Below are 17,168 nucleotides of genomic sequence, written 5' to 3'. Positions count from 1 at the left end.
ACGTGCGCCGCACAAGACGGGATGCCGGGTGGAAACGCAACCTTGGGGGGCATTATGTCCAGACGTCACGCCATTGCTCATACCGGTACCGCCTTGATGATGCCGGCCCTGCTCCTGGGCGGCGTCTCGACCGCCTCGGCGGGCGGCTTCGGCCTGCGCGAGCAGAGTTCCTACTATCAAGGCACCTCGTTCGCCGGTAACGCGGCGGGCGGCGCGGGCCTTGCCTCCATGTACTGGAACCCGGCGGCCATGAGTTTTGCTCCTGGCCTCTCTGTGGAAGGCAATGTCACCTATATCGCCCCCCATGCCTCCATCGACGTGATCGGCGCCCGCAGCGCGCTCGGCGCCAATCTTGGCACCGTGGGCGTCGGCGACATCGTCGACAACGGCACGCTGCCCACCAGCTATATCAGCTATGCCTTTGATCGCTGGGCGGTCGGGCTCGCGATCACGTCGCCCTACGGCCTCATCACGGACGCGCCGTGCAACTGGTCCGGTCGGTATTACGGGTGCTACAGCCGCATCTTCGACATGAACGCCACCGCCTCTGTGGCCTATAAGGTCAACGACTGGCTGACCCTCGGCGGCGGCGTGGCGGTCAATTACATCGACGCCAAGCTGAACCAGGCGCAGATCCTCACCGGCGCGCCGTCTTATCTTCAGGGTTCCGCCGAAGTGAATGGCGACGATATGGGCGTCGGCTTCACCCTCGGCGCCTTGTTCACCTTGCGGCCGGGCACCACGCTCGGCATCGGCTATCGCTCGGCCATCGACCAGAATCTCAGCGGCTCCGTCACCTCCTCGCTGCCCATCGGGGTGATCGCCGGCCAGGCGCCCGCGACCGCCGGCCTGAACCTGCCGGACCAGATCACCGCCAGCTTGCGCTCGCAGCTCGACCCGCGCTGGACCGTGCTCGGAACGGTTGAATGGACCAATTGGTCCAACTTGCAGCAGCTGGTCATCCAGCCCAACAGCGCGGTCCCTTCGGCCCCCTCGATCCTCTCGCTGCATTGGCAGGATGGTTGGTTCTTCTCCGGCGGCCTCGAGTATCAGTGGGACCCCAAGCTCACCCTGCGCGCGGGTCTTGCTTATGAAATCTCGCCCGTCACCGACGAATACCGCACCCCGCGCCTGCCCGACAGCAACCGGCTCTGGCTTTCCGGCGGCCTGACCTATGCGTGGACGGATAACCTCAGCATTGATCTGGCCTATACCCACATCTTCGGCGAAAGCGGCCCGATCAACCTCTCCCCGCTCGACACCGCCAATCTCACCCGTGGCGTGCTGGTCGCTGAAGTGAACAACGCCTATGTGGACATCGTCTCGGTCGGCGTGCGCTACCGCTTCGACTCCGTGCCGGTGAAGACCGCCCTCATCACCAAGTGAGGTGAGTGGGGCGCGGTCGGGAGCGCGCATCAAGCTTCGCTTTCCCGGCACAATTGCGCTCCATGATGCGCGCGGCGGCACCGTGAGGTGCCCCGCAAGCAAGAGAGGCCGGCGCCGTGTCACGCGGCGATGCGCGCCTCCATCGAGAGGGGAAACACAAATGCTCGATCGCAATCAGGACGCAGGCATCGCGGCAGCGCCGGTGAGCGACCTGCTGGACGTCAGCGTGGCCGAGCATGGCGCGCGCGCGGCCATGAATTTCATGGGGCGCAGATGGACCTACGCCCAGCTCGGCGCGATGGTCGATGCCGCCGCCGCCGGCCTTCAGCGCCTTGGCGTGCGTAAGGAGACGCGGGTCGGCCTGTGCCTGCCCAACACGCCCTATTCGGTGATCTTCTATTACGCGATCCTGCGGGCCGGCGGCATCGTGGTGAATTTCAGCCCGCTTTACGTGGAGCGGGAGCTCGCCAACCAGATCCGCGATTCCGGCACCACCATCATGGTGGTTCCGGACCTGAAGGTGATCCATTCCCGGGTTGCGGCGGTCGCCGACGAATCCGGGCTGAAGTCGATCATCGTCTGTCCGTTCGCCAAGGTTCTGCCCTGGCTGAAGGGGCTGCTGTTTCCGCTCTTGCGGCGCAAGGATCTGGCGGAATTTGCGCGCGGGGACGGCCGCCATATCCGCTATCAGGACCTTGTGCGCGATGTCGGCCGCCCGGCGCCGATCTCGGTCGATCCGCTGCGCGATGTCGCGGTGCTTCAATATACCGGGGGCACCACCGGCATTCCCAAGGGTGCGATGCTGACCCATGCGAACGTGGTCGCCAATGCGCGCCAGGTGATGGCGCACGTGCGGTGCCTGGAAGTCGGCGCCGAGCGGGTGCTCGGCGTCCTGCCGTTGTTCCATGTGTTCGCCATGACCACGGTGATGAATATTCCCATCGCGGCCGGGTCGGAAATCATCCTCGTGCCGCGCTTTCACCTGGGCGATCTGCTGGCGACCATCGCCACGCAGAAGCCGACCCTGTTTCCCGGCGTGCCGACCATCTATACGGCGATCAACAATGCGCCGGATCTCGAAAAATATGACCTGTCCTCGCTGCGCCTCTGCATTTCCGGTGGCGCGCCCCTGCCGGGCGAAGTGCGCCACCGCTTCGAGGAACTGAGCGGCTGCAAGCTGGTGGAAGGCTACGGACTGAGCGAGACCTCGCCCGTGCTGACCGCCAACCCGCCCCTCGGCGTCATCAAGGACGGATCGGTCGGCACCGCGGTTCCCGGCACGCAAATCGAGATTCGCGACCTCGCCGATCCCTCCCGCCTGGTTCCACTGGGTGAAAAGGGAGAGGTTTGCGCACGCGGCCCGCAAGTGATGTCCGGCTATTGGAACCGGCCGGAGGAAACCGCCCACGCCTTCGTGGACGGCGCGTTCCGCACCGGCGATGTCGGTTACCTGGATGCTGACGGCTATCTGTTCTTGGTGGATCGCATCAAGGACGTGATCTTGTGCGGCGGCTACAATGTCTATCCCCGCGTGATCGAGGAAGCACTTTATCTGCATCCAGCGGTGGCGGAATGCGTTGTGATCGCGGTGCCGGACCCTTATCGCGGCCAGAGCCCCAAGGCCTTCGTGACCCTGCGGGCCGAGGCGAGCGCGACACCCGATGAGCTGCTCGCCTTCCTCGTGACGCAGGTCTCGAAAATCGAGCTGCCGAAAGAGGTGGAAATCCGCGAGACCCTGCCTAAGACCATGGTGGGCAAGCTTTCGAAGAAGGAATTGGTGGAGGAGGAGCGGCGCAAGCGCGCTTGATCCCGAGCGCGGAGGTGCCACGCTGAAATTCATCAGCGGTTCGGCGCGATGGGCGTCCGGGGAACGCCCCACGCCCGGTGGCGTTGCGGAAGCGAGAGGGTCGCGCCGCAGACGGAAGGACGCCGCAGATGGACACCGCCTATGGGCTTTGAAACGCGCGTGGCGCGTGGGGTGGCTGTGGGCTGCCTCGTCGCCGCCGGCTTCCTGGTCGCCTGGCTGGTGTCCGACCTTATCCTGCTGATCTTTGCGGCCGTGCTCATCGCGCTGGCACTGCACGCCTTGTCCGAACCGATCGCGCGGGTCACGACGCTGCCGCCGCGCGCCGCGCTTGCGCTTGCGGCGTTTCTGGTCGCTGTGATCCTCGCGGTCACGCTCTATCTGTTCGGCAGCCTCATCCGGGCCCAGGTGGTTGAACTCGTGCAGCGCCTGCCCCAGGCCTGGGCCGAGTTCCGAGACCGCTTCGGGTTGGCCGGACTGACCGACGATTTGCTCCGCCAAGCGGAAAATGCCGTGCCGTCCGGCACCACGGTGCTATCGGTCCTGCGCGGTTTCACCAGCAATGTCGCCAATGTTCTTCTCAGCCTGTTCCTAGTGGTGGTCGGCGGCATCTATATCGCCATCCAGCCTCAGGTGTATCGCCGGGGCATTCAGCTCATTTTCCCGAAAGCCTGGCGGCCGCACATCGACGATGCATTGGACCGGGCGAATATCGGGCTGCGCAATTTCCTGAAGGCGCAGCTCATGGCGATGGTCCTGGTGGGCGTCCTCAGCGGTGTCGGCCTGTCGATCATCGGCATACCTTCGGCCTTCGCGCTTGGCCTGTTCGCGGGGCTGGCGGAATTCGTTCCGATGATCGGCCCGGTGGTGGCAGCGGTGCCGGCGCTGCTGCTCGCCTTTACGGTTGGCTATGAGGAGGCGGCGTGGACGCTCGCCCTGTTCGTGGTGGTGCAGCAGCTGGAAGGCAATGTGATTTCGCCGCTGCTGCAACAGGAGATGGTTTCGATCCCCCCGGCGGTCAGCCTGTTCGCCGTGGTGGCGGTCGGCACATTGCTCGGGCCGCTCGGCGTGCTGCTGGCGACGCCGCTGACGGTGGTGGTGTTCGCGGTGTGGCGGCGCGAGGCGCTTGCCGAGCCGGCGGGGCACGGGGCAGCCGGGCAAGAGACGTCCGGATAAAATCCCCCAGAGGAAGCCTCCCTGCGAGAAAAGGCGGCAAAGGCGGCAAAGGCGGCCGGCTCTGACCGACTGGTGCGAACGCTTCGCATGGGCGGGGCAGGGGGCTTGAGCGCGACCTTAAAGCGCGTTTGAAACCCGCCCGCATCGTATGGTTTGCGGTGGCGTGGGCGCCGTGTATGTTCGCGCGCCCGTTCTCGACCATGCCCCGCCAGCGCCGCAGCGCCGGTGCGCGGCATGATCCAACCTCTTTACGCGGTACGCATTCCGGCGATGGCACCTTGTGCCCATTCCGGTCGTGCCAGGGAAAATGCGCGCATGGCTCGCGATATGCTGGATGCGACCCCGATCCAATCCCGCGACGCATTGGTCGCCTGGATCGAACAGGGGAACAAGCCGGAATCCGCCTTCCGGCTCGGCACCGAGCACGAGAAGATCCCGTTCACCCTCGGCCGGCACGAACCCGTTCCCTATGAGGGGGAAGCAGGCATCCGGGCCATTCTGGAGGGGATGGGGAAGATCTCCGGCTGGGAGCCGATTATGGAAGGCGAGACCTTGATCGGCCTTGCCGACCCCGCAGGCGGCGGGGCCATCTCGCTTGAGCCGGGCGGCCAGTTCGAGCTTTCCGGCGCGCCGCTTCTGACGATCCACGAGACCTGCTCGGAGATCAACACCCACCTGACGCAGGTGCGTCAGGTGGCCGAGCCCCTTGGCATCGGCTTTCTCGGCATCGGCATGAGCCCGAAATGGACTCGCGCCGAGACGCCGGTGATGCCCAAGGGCCGCTACAAGATCATGGCCAATTACATGCCCAAGGTCGGTAAGCTCGGCCTCGACATGATGTTCCGCACCTGCACGGTGCAGGTGAACCTGGATTATGCCTCGGAAGCGGACATGGTGCGCAAGCTGCGGGCGAGCCTCGCGCTCCAGCCCATCGCCACCGCTTTGTTCGCCAATTCGCCCTTCACCGAAGGCAAGCTGAACGGCTTCCTCTCGTTCCGCTCGCAGATCTGGCGTGACACCGACAATCAGCGCGCCGGCATGCTGCCCTTCGCCTTCGAAGATGGCATGGGATTCGAGCGTTACGTGGACTATGCGCTTGATGTACCGATGTATTTCGTGAAGCGCGGCGATGCCTACGTCGATGTCGCGGGCTCGTCCTTCCGCGATCTTCTCGCCGGGCGCCATCCCGCGCTGCCGGGCGAGACCGCGACCTTGTCGGATTGGGTCAATCACCTCTCCACAATCTTCCCCGAGGTGCGGCTGAAGCGCTTCCTGGAGATGCGCGGGGCGGACGCGGGGCCGTGGGCGGAATTGTGCGCCCTTCCGGCGCTGTGGGCCGGCGTGCTGTATGATTCCGTCAGCCTCGATGCCGCGCTCGACCTGGTGAAGGATTGGACCGAGGCGGAGCGGCAGGCCCTGCGCGACGACGTGCCCCGGCTGGCCCTCGACGCCACCATCGCCGGCCGCAAGGTGCGCGACATCGCCGCCGACATGGTGGCCCTGTCGGAAGCCGGGCTGAAGCGGCGTCGCCACCTGGACAGCCAGGGCCGCGACGAAACACGCTTCCTTGCGCCGCTCAGAGAGGTTCTTGCCAGCGGCAAGACCCCGGCGGAAAAGCTGCGCGACCTCTATCTCAGCTCCTGGGACGAATCGGTCGAGCCGGTGTTCAAGGCACTCGCCTACTGAGGCGAGCACCAGGGTAGCGCAGTCCATATGTGCCTCGCGCATGGCGGCCATGCGCGGGCAGGTGGTTCGCGCTGCGCGCGGGTGGGGTCTAACGAACCACCTCCCGGAGTTTCATTTCGATGGCCGCGCCTCCACCCTCCGCCGCCCCGACCGTGTTCGGCCCCGTGGAGGCGGCCCTTTATGCCGCGACCGTGCTGCTCTGGGGCACCGGCTGGCTGCCTCTGCGCCTGCAATTGGGCGTGGTTGCGCCGGAGGTGTCCGGCATGCTGCGCTTTCTTATCGCCGGAGCGATCATGTTCTTGGCGGTCGGTCTTTCCGGTGGCCGGCTTGCCTTCAGGCCGCGCGATCATCTGTTGTTCGCCGGGCTCGGCGCGTGCCTGTTCTCGCTGAATTTCCTGACGTTCTATTATGCCGGCTATCATTTGAAATCCGGCGTCATGTCGGTGGTGTTTTCACTCGCCTCCGTGTGCATTCCCGTTCTGTCGGCGGCGATGTTCGGTACCCGCGTCACGGCGCGCATCCTGGCGGGCACCTTGCTGGGGGTCGGGGGCATCGCTCTGGTCTTCGAACCCAGCCTTGTGGAAACCGGCTTCGACGCTGCGGTCCTGGTGGCGCTGGCGTTGGCCATCGCCGGCACGGTGCTGTTTTCGCTCGGCAGCCTGTTGACCGGTGTGGTTTCGCGACGCGGCCTGCCGCTGTTTTCAGCCACGGCCTGGGGCATGGCCTATGGGTGCCTGGTGTTTCTGCTGGCGACGCTGGCCTCCGGCGCGCCGATCCAGGTGGAATGGACGCCGCGCTATCTCGGCGCGCTCGCCTATCTGATCGTCGGACCGACGCTGCTTGGCTTCGCCATCTACCTGCAATTGATCCGCCGCATCGGCGCGAGCCGCGCGGGCTATGGCACGGTGCTGTTCCCGCTGGTGGCGCTTCTCATCTCCACCGTGTTCGAGGGCTATCACTGGACCCTGGAAGCCGGCGTCGGCGTCGCCCTGGTGCTGGCCGGCAATGTGGTGGTGCTGACCAAGGGCCGCGCGGCGGCGGGCTGAGGCTATTCGGCCGCGTCGGACTCGGTGACATTGTCGAGCCCCTGGATGATGTGGAGCGCGAGGGCATCGGCGAGCGTGTTCGGCTCATGGCGATTGCGCAGCAAGGCGATGTCGCAGGGCGGAAGGGGCGGATAGCCGTCCGCGGGGCCGAGTACGCGCATGCCTTGCCGCAATGCCGATTCGGGAAAGACGCTGATCGCGAGGCCCGCCAGGACGGCGGCCGAAACCGCGCCCGCATTGGGGCTGGTATAGAGCACGCGATGGGCGCGGCCGCAGGCGGCGAGGCGCGTCACGGCGGCGTCCCGCCAGACGCAGGTGGGCCGGCCGAGGGCCAGCGGTACCGGGGTTTCGAGATGGGCGGCATGCCGCGCGGACCCGACCCAGAGCAGCCGCTCGCGCCGGATGACCTGCGAATCGCGCGCCGAGGTCTCGGTGTAGGTGATGATGGCAAGATCGAGCGTTCCGGCCTTGATCCGCTCGACCAGCTCGCAGCTCGGCTCGCAGATGACGGTAAGTTCCACCGAAGGATGTGTGCGGGAGAAGCGGGCCATGATCTCCGGCAAATAGCGATCCGCGTAATCGTCAGGCACGCCCAGGCAGACGCGACCCGAGAGCGTTGCATCGGCAAAGCTCGCAACCGCTTCCAGATTGAGCTTCACAATGCGCCGCGCATAGTCCAGCAGGCGCTGGCCGTCCTCAGTCAGCCGTGAGGCGCGGCCATCGCGGGCGAATACGGGGCGGCCGACCCGCTCTTCCAGGCGCTTCATCTGCATGGAGACCGCCGACTGGGTCTTGTGAACCACTTCGGCCGCGCGCGTGAAGCTGCCGGTTTCGGCGATGGCAACGAATGTCCGCAGCTGATCGGTGTCGAGCAATATGGTCATGGGCGATCTCGATCTATCAGCGTTGATGATATTTCAGATGAAAAACATTCGCTAGCTTGATTTTACGCATGGTCGCACAACCGGGACGCCGCAGCGCGGCGAGAACGGGTGGTCCCCCCGAAGCTTCAGGGAGCAGAACGGACAGACGTCGGGAGATGGAGATGACGATGAATACACATGGCGAAATCCGCACAGCCGGTGTCGCGCCCCTCGGCGCAGTGCTGGCAACGTTCCTGCTGCAGGTGATTGGCCTGGGACAGAACGTGATTCGCGCCATGGAGCATCGTCGCGCCGTACGCGCCCTTGGCGCCCTCGACGAGCATATGCTGCGCGACATCGGCCTGACGCGCGGCGACGTCCGCGACGCGGCGGCTGAGCCGCTCTGGACTGACCCCTCGGTCTTGCTGGTGCGGCGGGCGGTGGAGCGCCGCGCGGCGGCTTGGCTCAGGACGCGCGGCGCGCGCTGATCTCACCGGATTTTCGATTGGCGGTCAAAGCCCCTCGCGACCGCCCATCTGGGCCCGTGCCGGCCGCAACCGGCGCGGGCCTTCTTTTTTCGGACGGGTCACTCAGCCCTTGCGGGTCGGCCGCGCCCCGGCCTTCGTGGGCGAGGCATGGCCATGGGCCGCGCTACGGCCGAGCATCTGGCTCCAGAAATCGGGAAACGGGTAGAAGGCGGCGAGGCTGGCGAACGGTGCTGCCGGATCATTGCCGCCCGTGCCCACGGTCGGCGGAAAGCCCTGGGCGAACAATTGCGCGAAATAATCCTGCATCGGCCATTGTCCGAGCGCCGCCAGCGGCTCCGGCGGAGGCGGGGGAGGCGGCAGGGCGAGGGGTTTTGCGGCTGCGGCAACCTCCCGCTGGGAAGCCTGACGCGAAGCGCCTTCGCCGGACACCGCTGTCATGGTCTCCATCATGGCGGCGATGAGTTCCTGCCACGCATTGGCGGCATTGCCATACACATCCTGGCTCGCAGCGGCGGAACGCTCGGCCTGTGCCCGGTATGGGTTCGGCTGGGACCGCGCGGTGCCGGGCCAGGCGGCGCCCATGCCAGACTGACCCCAAGCGCCGGCATTGCCGGCGGTCCAAGGGGATTGCAGCATCATCTGCGCGAACGCATCCACCCAGGGATTGCCGGTGCTCTGGGATTGGCGCGGCATGGCGCTGTTCATCCAGGTCGCAAGCCCGTCCACCCAGGGATTGCCGGTGGGTACGGGGAGCCCGTTGGCCCGTGCCAGCATGGCCGCAAGCATCTGGTTCATGGCGCCCGAGGCGGCGAGCGATTTCGTCAGGCCGCCCATCACCAAGGTTGCGAAATCGGGCATGATCTTGCGCACGACGGCAGTGGCGAGGCCGGTGCTGGCCGCCGCATGATTGGCCACTGCCGCGCTGATCTCCGGCGAACCGAAAAGCGCGTCGAGCGCATTGGCGCCGGCCTGCGAATATTGATCCGGGGCCGCGGGTGCGCGATCGTAAAGGCCGCCGTACGGGCCGCGCATCATCAGCACCATGAGGCTGGCGAGCCCCTCGGGCGATTGCATGGCCCGCTGGATGCCGGCCGCGAAGGCGGGCATGACGGCTTCCGCCGCCTTCTGCGCCTGTTGTGCCGTGAGGCCATAGATCTGAGCGAGATTCTCAAGGCCCTGCCCACCTTGAGCGGCTCTCAGCAATTGCACGAACTGGTCCATTTAGCGGCCTCCCGAGTTCGCGACTCTACGCCATCGTCTCGCCAAAATCACGGCTCGATGGCGGTTGCATCGTGCGGCGAAGATAACGGTGGCAATTCCACGGTGGAAAGATGCGGCGCGGGCCCCCGATCGCTCACCGGCGGGGGCGATGCGGCGATCCTTTCGATCACGCGGAACGCGAAAATCATGGCGGCGATGCCAAAAGCCACGGCGCCGAGGGCCTGGCCGAGAATCACCCCGTTCGCCCCCATCAGGTCGCTGCCGATCCACACCAGGGGAATGGTGCCGAGGGTGGCGCGCCCCCAGTTGAAGAATGTGGAGAGCAGCGGGGCGCCGAGATTATTGAACGCGGCATTCGCCACGAACAATCCGCCGAGGAAGATGAAGCTCCCGGCGGTCACGAGGCAGAAGAAGGCCACGATCTGCTGGCCCTCGGGCGTGAGGCCGAACACCGAGGAAATGAAATTGCGCAGCAGCGCCAGCAGCACCCAAACGGCGCACACATACAGCAGCGTCAGGATCAGGCTGTCCCGAAGCGTCGTGCGCAGGCGATCGAACAGGCCGGCGCCGAAATTCTGCCCGAAGATCGGCCCGACCGCCCCGGTGAGCGCGAACAGCGGGCCGAAGGCGACGGGAATCACCCTCCCGATCACGGCGAAAGCGGCCACGGCGCCATCGCCGAACGGGGCGAGCTTGGCGGTGACATAGGCATTGCCCACAGGCGTCGCGACATTGGTGAGAATGGCGGGAATGGCGATCGCCGAGATCGGCCCGGCGTGGCGATGCCACATGGCGAAGGTCGGCCGGCGAAACAGTCTGTGCCTGCGGTGGCACGCCTGCAATCCGTAGAGCGCCATGAACAGGCGCGACGCGACGGAGACGATGGCGGCGCCCTCCACGCCGAGGCCCAGGGCGAGGATGAGGATCGGGTCCAGCACGGCCGTCAGAAGGCCGCCCCCGAGCGTCACCCACATGGCCCGCCCCGCATCTCCGGTCGCCCGCAGCAGTCCCGAGCAGACCATGCCGATGCCCAGCAGCGGCGTCGACAGGGTGACCACGACCAGGAAGCCGTCGGCGATGTCGAGTGTGCGACCGTGGGCTCCGAGCAGCGACAGCAGCGGCCGGATGAGCGGCAGCGAGACAGCGGTCAGGACCACGCAAACCAGCACCATGTAGACAACCGCGATGGTCGCGAGCGCGCGGGCGTCCTCTCGGTTGCCCGCGCCAAGCGCGCGCGACACCACCGCCGAGCCCGCGATCATGATGCCGAGCGCTACCGAGGTGGTGAAAAACAGCATCGTGCCGGCATAGCCGATGGCGGCAGCCAGTTCCGCCTCGCCGAGGAGCGAGATGTAGAACAGGTTCAGCAGATCCACCACGAACACCGCCACAAGGCCGATCGAGCCCGTGGCCGCCATCACCGCCACATGGCGCATGATGGATCCGTGGAGGAATTTCGCGGGCGCTGCGCTCATGCGGTCCGTGGGGCTTGGTTGGCGGCGTTGGACGGCGGGTTGCACGCAGGCGAATCGCGCGCGGCTGCGACCGGCACGACGCCCGTTCTAGGGTGTTTTCCGGCGCAGTGGAAACCGGATCGCGCGCCGGATTCGGCGCTGGATCATGGCGGGCAGCCTTCGCACGTGGTCATGCCCAGGGAAATTTTCCAGGTGAGGCCATGCACGCCTGCGCCACCACGCGTCGCGACTTCCGGCGCAACCGGAATCGCGACCGCAAAGCGTCAGCCGGAGAATTCGGTTTCGTGGGCCAGCACGTCCTGCGCCTCGGGATTGAGGGGCTTGGCCGGCTTGTTGGGATCGGTGAGGGGTTCCGGCTCCACCTTCTGGCCGGCGAGCTCGATGCCGGCGTACAGCCCTTCCTGAACCTGAAGCTCCAGCCGCTGGCGATCGCGGGCGCGCACGTCGGCAACGAGAGCTGTGACCGTCTCCTGGTCGAAACCCAGCGCCTCCAGCGTGCGCCCGCCGAACGCGAACGCCGATTCGAGCGTTTCGCGCATCTCGTAATCGACCGATTTACGCAGCAGGGCCATGGCGTGGACACGGTCGAACGCGCGCACATGCAGCCGGGCATTGGGCATGTTGGCCTGCACGATATCGACGATGCGGTCGGCGGCCTCCCGATCGTCCACGCACACAGCGATCACTTCCGCCTGGTCGGCGCCCGCCGCCCGCAGCACGTCGAGACGGGTGCCGTCGCCGTAATAGATATGAACGCCGAAGCGCCCGGCGCTCTGGATCATCTCGACATCATTGTCGATGATGGTCACGCCCACGCCTTCCGCCAGCAGACATTGCGAGACGATCTGCCCGAAGCGGCCGAAGCCGATCACCAGCACGCGCCCGTTGGCGTCGGTGAAATCGTCCGGCTCCGGCTCTGGCTCGGCATGGCGCAGCCGCGGCAGAAGCCGCCCGATTCCGGCGAACACCAGCGGGCCGATCATCATGGTGAGCGCGGCGGTGGCGGTGAGAAGCTCCGCCTGCTCGCGGTTGAGAATGCCGTTGGACAGCGCCAGCGGGAACAGAACGAAGGCGAACTCGCCCGCCGGCATCAGCACCGCCCCGGCCCGCAGCGCGTCGGCGTCCGTGCGGTGATCCGTGCGATAGAGCAGAAACACGACCAGGAACTTGATCGCGGTGATCATCAGCGCCGCGAGCACCACGGGGAGGATGTGCGGCAACAGGACCGTGAGATCCAAGGACATGCCGACGCCCATGAAGAACACTGCCAGCAGCAGGCCGCGGAAGGCGTCGATATTGGCCTCCAGCTCATGGCGGAAGGTGCTTTCCGACAACAGCAGGCCGGCGAGAAACGCGCCGAGGGCCATGGAAAGTCCTACGGTCGCCATCAGGCCGGCCGCGCCGAGCACCACCAGCAACGCCGCCGCCGTCATCGCCTCGCGCGCGCCGGAGCGGGCCAAAAGGCGGAACAGCGGATTGAGCAGGAACCTGCCCGACACCACGATCACGCTGACCGCCGCAAGCGCCGCCGCCGCCTTCAGAAGGGTCGCCGTCGCATCGGTTCCAAGATCGCTCTCGCCGGGGGCCAGCAGCGGCACCAGGGCGAGCAGCGGCACGATGGCGATATCCTGGAACAGCAGGATCGAAAACGCGCGCTGCCCGTAGCCGGACGACAGATCATTGTGCTCGCCCAGCAATTGCAGGGCGATTGAGGTCGCCGACATGGCCAGTGCCATGCCGGTGACGATGGCGCCGGCGATGCCGAAGCCCAGCAGCCAGGACACAAGCGCGATCACCATGCCGGTGATCAGCAATTGCGCGGTGCCGAGGCCGAAAATATAGCGCCCCATGGACAGCAGGCGCGAAGGCTGAAGCTCAAGCCCGATGAGGAACAGCAGCAGCACCACGCCGAGTTCTGCGACCGCGATCACCGTTGTCGGATCAGCGACATTGAAGCCCGCCGGGCCGATGGCGATACCGGCCGCCAGATAGCCGACCACCGGCGAGAGACCCAGCCGCCGCGCCACCGGCACGGCCACCACGGCCGCCACCAGGAAGGCGAGGGCGCTGATGAACAGGGTGTGGTCGTCTCCGTGCATCCGCCATGCCTTCTGCCAAGCTTGCGCCGGCCGCTCTTGTGCAGAGCAACAATGGCCAAACCATGCCGTTTGAGCCACCCATCATTAAAGGCGGGGCGGCGTCGGCCACCAAGAGAATTGTGACAATAGACAGGCGCTTGCGGCCGCCTGTTGCGTTAGGGCAACGGGCTTATTTGAGGGCGTCGAAGCCGGGGCCGAATCCGTTCAGGCCGAGCGGGATGCCGATGCCCTCTTCCGGGGTCTGGAAAATGATGAAGGTGGCCTGCTTGCCCTGGCGCAATTTGCCGATCAAGGCGTCATCCATGACCACTTCGGCGACGCAGCCGTTGGGCAGGCAGCGCACGAATCCCGCGCGGCCCACGTCGGTATCGTCGATCTTGAGGCCGAGGCCGGAGGGAATCAGCACGCCAAGCGGCGCGAGGACACGCAGCAGGCGGCTCTTCTGGTCGGCGGTCTTCAGAATGATGACGGTGAGGCCGACATTCGGCCGGTCGTCTGCCTGCACGCTCTGGAGCAGCACGCACTGCTCGCTTTGCGCGCCCGGAGGGGTGTCGCACCGGATCTGCCAGTCGCCATAGACCTGCTTCACCACCCCCTGCGCGGCCGCCGGCACTGAGAGGCCGAGCAGCGCGCAAAACCCAAACGCCGCGAGGAAGAGGGCGTGGAACACCTGGCCAGGCAGCACCATGCGGGCGCCATCGAGGCGCCGATCCGTGCGGGCGAGGCCCCGCGACAACATGAACTCCATGGGCACCGGCTCCGAAACTGGCGGCGATCCAAAACGGGCCGCGACTGTCAAATACGGGCGTAGCGTGCCGCCCGTGCGTTTTGGCTTAAAAGGCTGACCGTCCATGTCAAGAATGCGGCGGCGCTTTGCGGAATAAAACGGAGAATTGATGGAGAAGGGCCAAGCCGGGGGCTGCCGGCCCGCTCCGAAGGTCGTGCTTGGCACAAACCTGCGTCCACGGCGGCGGGAAATCTGGCTGCGGAATTCTTTTGCCGGCGGCTTGCCGCAGGGGGGGAGTCCGACCTTGTGTCGCATCGTGCGCCTGTGCGCCGCAATTGCGGGAGGCAGTGATTTGTGTTTGATTTAAGTCAAGAATGCGCCGGCCATCCGAGCGCGCTTACGGCGTCCGCCAACTACCGATCACCGCTGCGCTTGCGGTAGCGACGGCGCCGCGCAGGGAGAGCAGATTACCATGATTTCGTTCATTCGCACCGGTGCTCTCGCCGTGGCCGCGATGGTCGCCGCGATTTCGCTGAGCTCGGCTGCGTGGGCCGGTATGGGCCAGCCGTCCGATTGGCAGATCGGCCTACAGGATGCCGCGACGCCGGTGATGGCGAGCATCCACTCGTTCAATAATTTCGTGCTCGCCATCATCGTGGCCATTGTGCTGTTCGTGATGGTGCTGCTTGCGATCGTGATGGTCCGCTTCAACGAGCGGGCCAATCCGGTGCCCTCCAAGACCTCCCACAACACGCTGATCGAAGTGATCTGGACCGTCGCCCCAGTGATGATCCTGGTCGCGATCGCGATCCCGTCCTTCCGCCTGCTCCATCTGGAATTGAACATTCCGCAGGCGGACATGACCGTGAAGGTCACGGGCCATCAGTGGTACTGGTCTTATGAATATCCCGATAACGGCGGGTTCGGCTTCGATTCGCTGATGATTCCGGAAAAGGACCTGAAGGCCGGTCAGCCCCGTCTTCTGGCGGTGGACAATGAGGTGATCGTGCCGGTCAACAAGACGGTGCGCATCCAGGTCACCGCCGCCGACGTGATCCATTCCTTCGCGGTACCCTCGTTCGGCGTGAAGATCGACGCGCTGCCGGGCCGCCTCAACGAATCCTGGTTCAAGGCCACCAAGGAAGGCATCTATTACGGCCAGTGCTCGGAATTGTGCGGCCGCGACCATGCCTTCATGCCGATCGCGGTGCGGGTGGTGAGCCAGGCCGAATTCGATACCTGGATCGCCCAGGCCAAGCAGAAGTTCTCGGCGGCGCCCTCGGACGTGCGCACGGTTCAGGTGCCGGCCACCGGTGCGCTTATGCTCGCGGACGCTGCCAACTGAGGCATTCGCCGCGTTCGCTTCGGGCTGGCCGAAGAAAGACACCGCGCGAGTGGGCCTCAAGCCTCCTCGCGCGCAAGATCGAAGGGTCCCCGCGCGGACCAGACACGACCCGATGACGCTTAAAGATAAGACGGCAACGTCAAGAGATTGAGGACTAGACTCATGGCCACCGAGGCTATCGCGCACGACGCGGCACATGCCGAGCACAATCCCACGGGATGGAAGCGGTGGGTGTTCTCGACGAATAACAAGGACATCGGCATCATGTACTTGATCTTCGCCATCGTGGCGGGGATCGTGGGTGGCGCCTTGTCCATTGGCATCCGTCTGGAACTGATGGAGCCGGGCCTGCAATATTTCAAGAATCCGCAGACCTTCAACGTGTTCACCACGGGCCACGGCCTCATCATGATCTTCTTCATGGTGATGCCCGCGCTGATCGGCGGCTTCGGAAACTATTTCATCCCCCTGATGATCGGCGCGCCGGACACGGCCTTCCCGCGCATCAACAATATCGCCTTCTGGCTGATGCCCCCGGCTTTCGGGCTGGCGATCATCTCCCTGTTCGTCGAGGGCGCCGCCGGCTCCAACGGCTTCGGCGGCGGCTGGACGATCTACCCCCCGCTGTCCTCCAAGCTCGGCCATCCCGGCCCCGCCATGGATCTCTTGATCTTCGCGCTGCACATCGCCGGCGCGTCCTCGATCCTCGGGGCGATCAACCTCATCACCACCATCTTCAACATGCGCGCTCCGGGCATGACGCTGCATAAGATGCCGCTGTTCGCCTGGGCCCAGCTGATCACCGCCTTCCTGCTGCTGCTGTCGCTGCCTGTGCTCGCCGGCGCCATCACCATGCTGCTGACGGACCGTAATTTCGGCACCACCTTCTTCGATCCGGCCGGCGGCGGCGATCCGATCCTGTTCCAGCATCTGTTCTGGTTCTTCGGCCACCCGGAAGTGTACATCCTGATCCTGCCGGGCTTCGGCATTGTCTCCCACATCGTGTCGACCTTCTCGCGCAAGCCAGTGTTCGGCTATCTCGGGATGGCCTACGCGATGGTGGCGATCGGCGTGGTCGGCTTCGTGGTGTGGGCGCACCACATGTACACGGTGGGCCTCTCCGCTTCGACGCAGTCCTATTTCGTCGCCGCGACCATGATCATCGCCATCCCCACGGGCGTGAAGATCTTCTCCTGGATCGCCACCATGTGGGGCGGTTCGGTGCAGTTCCGCACGCCCATGCTGTGGGCGATCGGCTTCATCTTCCTGTTCACCGTCGGCGGCGTGACCGGCGTCGTGCTCTCCAACGCCGGCATCGACCGCTCGCTGCACGACACCTATTATGTGGTGGCCCATTTCCACTACGTGCTGTCGCTCGGCGCCGTGTTCGCCATCTTCGCGGGCTGGTATTATTGGTTCCCGAAGATGAGCGGCTACATGATCCCGGAATTCTGGGGCAAGCTGCACTTCTGGGTCACGTTCGTGGGCGTGAACCTGGTGTTCTTCCCGCAGCATTTCCTTGGCCTCGCCGGCATGCCGCGTCGCTATGTGGATTATCCGGACGCGTTCGCGCACTGGAACTACATCTCGTCCATCGGCTCCTATATCTCCGGCTTCGCCGTGCTGATCTTCCTGACCGGCATTGTGGTGGCCTTCCGTCGCAAGGAACTGGCTGGCCCCAACCCCTGGGGTCCTGGCGCGACCACCCTGGAATGGACGCTCTCTTCCCCGCCCCCGTTCCATCAGTTCGAGGTTCTGCCGCGCATCAAGTGAGCGGCGGCGTTTCCTTCGGGGCGAACCGGCGCGGGGTCCCGCGCCGGTTCCGTTTCGAGGCAAGGGTTTAACGGCCGTA

The 17,168-nt window shown here is 65.6% G+C and carries 13 protein-coding genes; 8 read left to right on the top strand and 5 right to left on the bottom strand.

The window, feature by feature from the left end; genetic code table 11:
- Window positions 1-54: 54 nt before the first annotated feature.
- The 5 genes from V5F78_RS09480 (at window position 55) to V5F78_RS09460 (ending at window position 7,098) form a co-directional block, all read left to right on the top strand.
- Window positions 55-1,386 (top strand): OmpP1/FadL family transporter, encoded by a 1,332-nt coding sequence (locus tag V5F78_RS09480; protein ID WP_394071703.1) that lies wholly within the window; start codon window positions 55-57, stop codon window positions 1,384-1,386.
- Window positions 1,387-1,546: 160 nt separating this feature from the next.
- Window positions 1,547-3,193: a long-chain-fatty-acid--CoA ligase gene (locus V5F78_RS09475; RefSeq protein ID WP_394071704.1), complete on the top strand. Its 1,647-nt coding sequence runs from the start codon at window positions 1,547-1,549 to the stop codon at window positions 3,191-3,193.
- Between the two features lie 141 nt (window positions 3,194-3,334).
- Complete coding sequence (locus tag V5F78_RS09470; protein ID WP_394071705.1) at window positions 3,335-4,366, top strand: AI-2E family transporter; 1,032 nt, start codon at window positions 3,335-3,337, stop codon at window positions 4,364-4,366.
- A gap of 315 nt (window positions 4,367-4,681) precedes the next feature.
- Window positions 4,682-6,052, top strand: a complete 1,371-nt coding sequence (locus tag V5F78_RS09465) for a glutamate--cysteine ligase (RefSeq protein WP_394071706.1) — start codon at window positions 4,682-4,684, stop codon at window positions 6,050-6,052.
- Between the two features lie 119 nt (window positions 6,053-6,171).
- Window positions 6,172-7,098, top strand: coding sequence for a DMT family transporter (locus tag V5F78_RS09460; RefSeq protein WP_394071707.1), 927 nt, complete (start codon window positions 6,172-6,174; stop codon window positions 7,096-7,098).
- Window positions 7,099-7,100: 2 nt separating this feature from the next.
- Here the strand turns inward: V5F78_RS09460 and V5F78_RS09455 are convergent, their stop codons facing one another.
- Window positions 7,101-7,982, bottom strand: coding sequence for a LysR substrate-binding domain-containing protein (locus V5F78_RS09455; RefSeq protein ID WP_394071708.1), 882 nt, complete (start codon window positions 7,980-7,982; stop codon window positions 7,101-7,103).
- Between the two features lie 161 nt (window positions 7,983-8,143).
- Here V5F78_RS09455 and V5F78_RS09450 point away from each other — a divergent pair, with 161 nt between their 5' ends.
- The gene (locus V5F78_RS09450; protein WP_394071709.1) at window positions 8,144-8,449 is read left to right on the top strand and encodes a DUF1127 domain-containing protein; all 306 of its coding nucleotides are present in this window, start codon (window positions 8,144-8,146) and stop codon (window positions 8,447-8,449) included.
- Window positions 8,450-8,551: 102 nt separating this feature from the next.
- Here V5F78_RS09450 and V5F78_RS09445 read toward each other — a convergent pair whose 3' ends face one another.
- The 4 genes from V5F78_RS09445 to V5F78_RS09430 form a co-directional block, all read right to left on the bottom strand.
- Window positions 8,552-9,670 carry a DUF937 domain-containing protein gene (locus V5F78_RS09445; protein WP_394071710.1) on the bottom strand — a complete coding sequence of 373 codons (1,119 nt, stop codon included), beginning with the start codon at window positions 9,668-9,670 and terminating at the stop codon, window positions 8,552-8,554.
- Between the two features lie 47 nt (window positions 9,671-9,717).
- Window positions 9,718-11,145: an MATE family efflux transporter gene (locus V5F78_RS09440; protein ID WP_394071711.1), complete on the bottom strand. Its 1,428-nt coding sequence runs from the start codon at window positions 11,143-11,145 to the stop codon at window positions 9,718-9,720.
- 263 nt (window positions 11,146-11,408) lie between these two features.
- Complete coding sequence (locus V5F78_RS09435; protein WP_394071712.1) at window positions 11,409-13,244, bottom strand: monovalent cation:proton antiporter-2 (CPA2) family protein; 1,836 nt, start codon at window positions 13,242-13,244, stop codon at window positions 11,409-11,411.
- 169 nt (window positions 13,245-13,413) lie between these two features.
- Window positions 13,414-13,992, bottom strand: a complete 579-nt coding sequence (locus V5F78_RS09430) for an invasion associated locus B family protein (protein WP_394071713.1) — start codon at window positions 13,990-13,992, stop codon at window positions 13,414-13,416.
- A 493-nt stretch (window positions 13,993-14,485) separates the two neighbouring features.
- Between V5F78_RS09430 and coxB the strand changes: the two genes are divergently transcribed.
- Both coxB and ctaD read left to right on the top strand, forming a co-directional pair.
- Window positions 14,486-15,316, top strand: a complete 831-nt coding sequence (gene coxB / locus V5F78_RS09425; protein WP_394071833.1) for a cytochrome c oxidase subunit II — start codon at window positions 14,486-14,488, stop codon at window positions 15,314-15,316.
- A 162-nt stretch (window positions 15,317-15,478) separates the two neighbouring features.
- The gene (gene ctaD, locus V5F78_RS09420) at window positions 15,479-17,089 is read left to right on the top strand and encodes a cytochrome c oxidase subunit I (RefSeq protein ID WP_394071714.1); all 1,611 of its coding nucleotides are present in this window, start codon (window positions 15,479-15,481) and stop codon (window positions 17,087-17,089) included.
- Window positions 17,090-17,168: the final 79 nt, after the last annotated feature.

The sequence above is a fragment of the Roseixanthobacter glucoisosaccharinicivorans genome (genome assembly GCF_043195095.2).
Classification (GTDB): domain Bacteria; phylum Pseudomonadota; class Alphaproteobacteria; order Rhizobiales; family Xanthobacteraceae; genus NCEH01.
Note: the sequence above shows the minus strand (reverse complement) of the source record. Positions and strands in the feature narration are given on the sequence as shown.

Bases quoted from the DNA above. Each gene is read 5' to 3' on its own strand.
- V5F78_RS09470 (WP_394071705.1), top strand. From the start codon at position 3,335: ATGGGCTTTGAAACGCGCGTGGCGCGTGGGGTGGCTGTGGGCTGCCTC.
- V5F78_RS09480 (WP_394071703.1), top strand. From the start codon at position 55: ATGTCCAGACGTCACGCCATTGCTCATACCGGTACCGCCTTGATGATG.
- V5F78_RS09450 (WP_394071709.1), top strand. From the start codon at position 8,144: ATGACGATGAATACACATGGCGAAATCCGCACAGCCGGTGTCGCGCCC.
- V5F78_RS09475 (WP_394071704.1), top strand. From the start codon at position 1,547: ATGCTCGATCGCAATCAGGACGCAGGCATCGCGGCAGCGCCGGTGAGC.
- ctaD (WP_394071714.1), top strand. From the start codon at position 15,479: ATGGCCACCGAGGCTATCGCGCACGACGCGGCACATGCCGAGCACAAT.
- V5F78_RS09460 (WP_394071707.1), top strand. From the start codon at position 6,172: ATGGCCGCGCCTCCACCCTCCGCCGCCCCGACCGTGTTCGGCCCCGTG.
- V5F78_RS09455 (WP_394071708.1), bottom strand. From the start codon at position 7,982: ATGACCATATTGCTCGACACCGATCAGCTGCGGACATTCGTTGCCATC.
- V5F78_RS09445 (WP_394071710.1), bottom strand. From the start codon at position 9,670: ATGGACCAGTTCGTGCAATTGCTGAGAGCCGCTCAAGGTGGGCAGGGC.
- V5F78_RS09430 (WP_394071713.1), bottom strand. From the start codon at position 13,992: ATGGAGTTCATGTTGTCGCGGGGCCTCGCCCGCACGGATCGGCGCCTC.
- V5F78_RS09435 (WP_394071712.1), bottom strand. From the start codon at position 13,244: ATGCACGGAGACGACCACACCCTGTTCATCAGCGCCCTCGCCTTCCTG.
- coxB (WP_394071833.1), top strand. From the start codon at position 14,486: ATGGTCGCCGCGATTTCGCTGAGCTCGGCTGCGTGGGCCGGTATGGGC.
- V5F78_RS09440 (WP_394071711.1), bottom strand. From the start codon at position 11,145: ATGAGCGCAGCGCCCGCGAAATTCCTCCACGGATCCATCATGCGCCAT.
- V5F78_RS09465 (WP_394071706.1), top strand. From the start codon at position 4,682: ATGGCTCGCGATATGCTGGATGCGACCCCGATCCAATCCCGCGACGCA.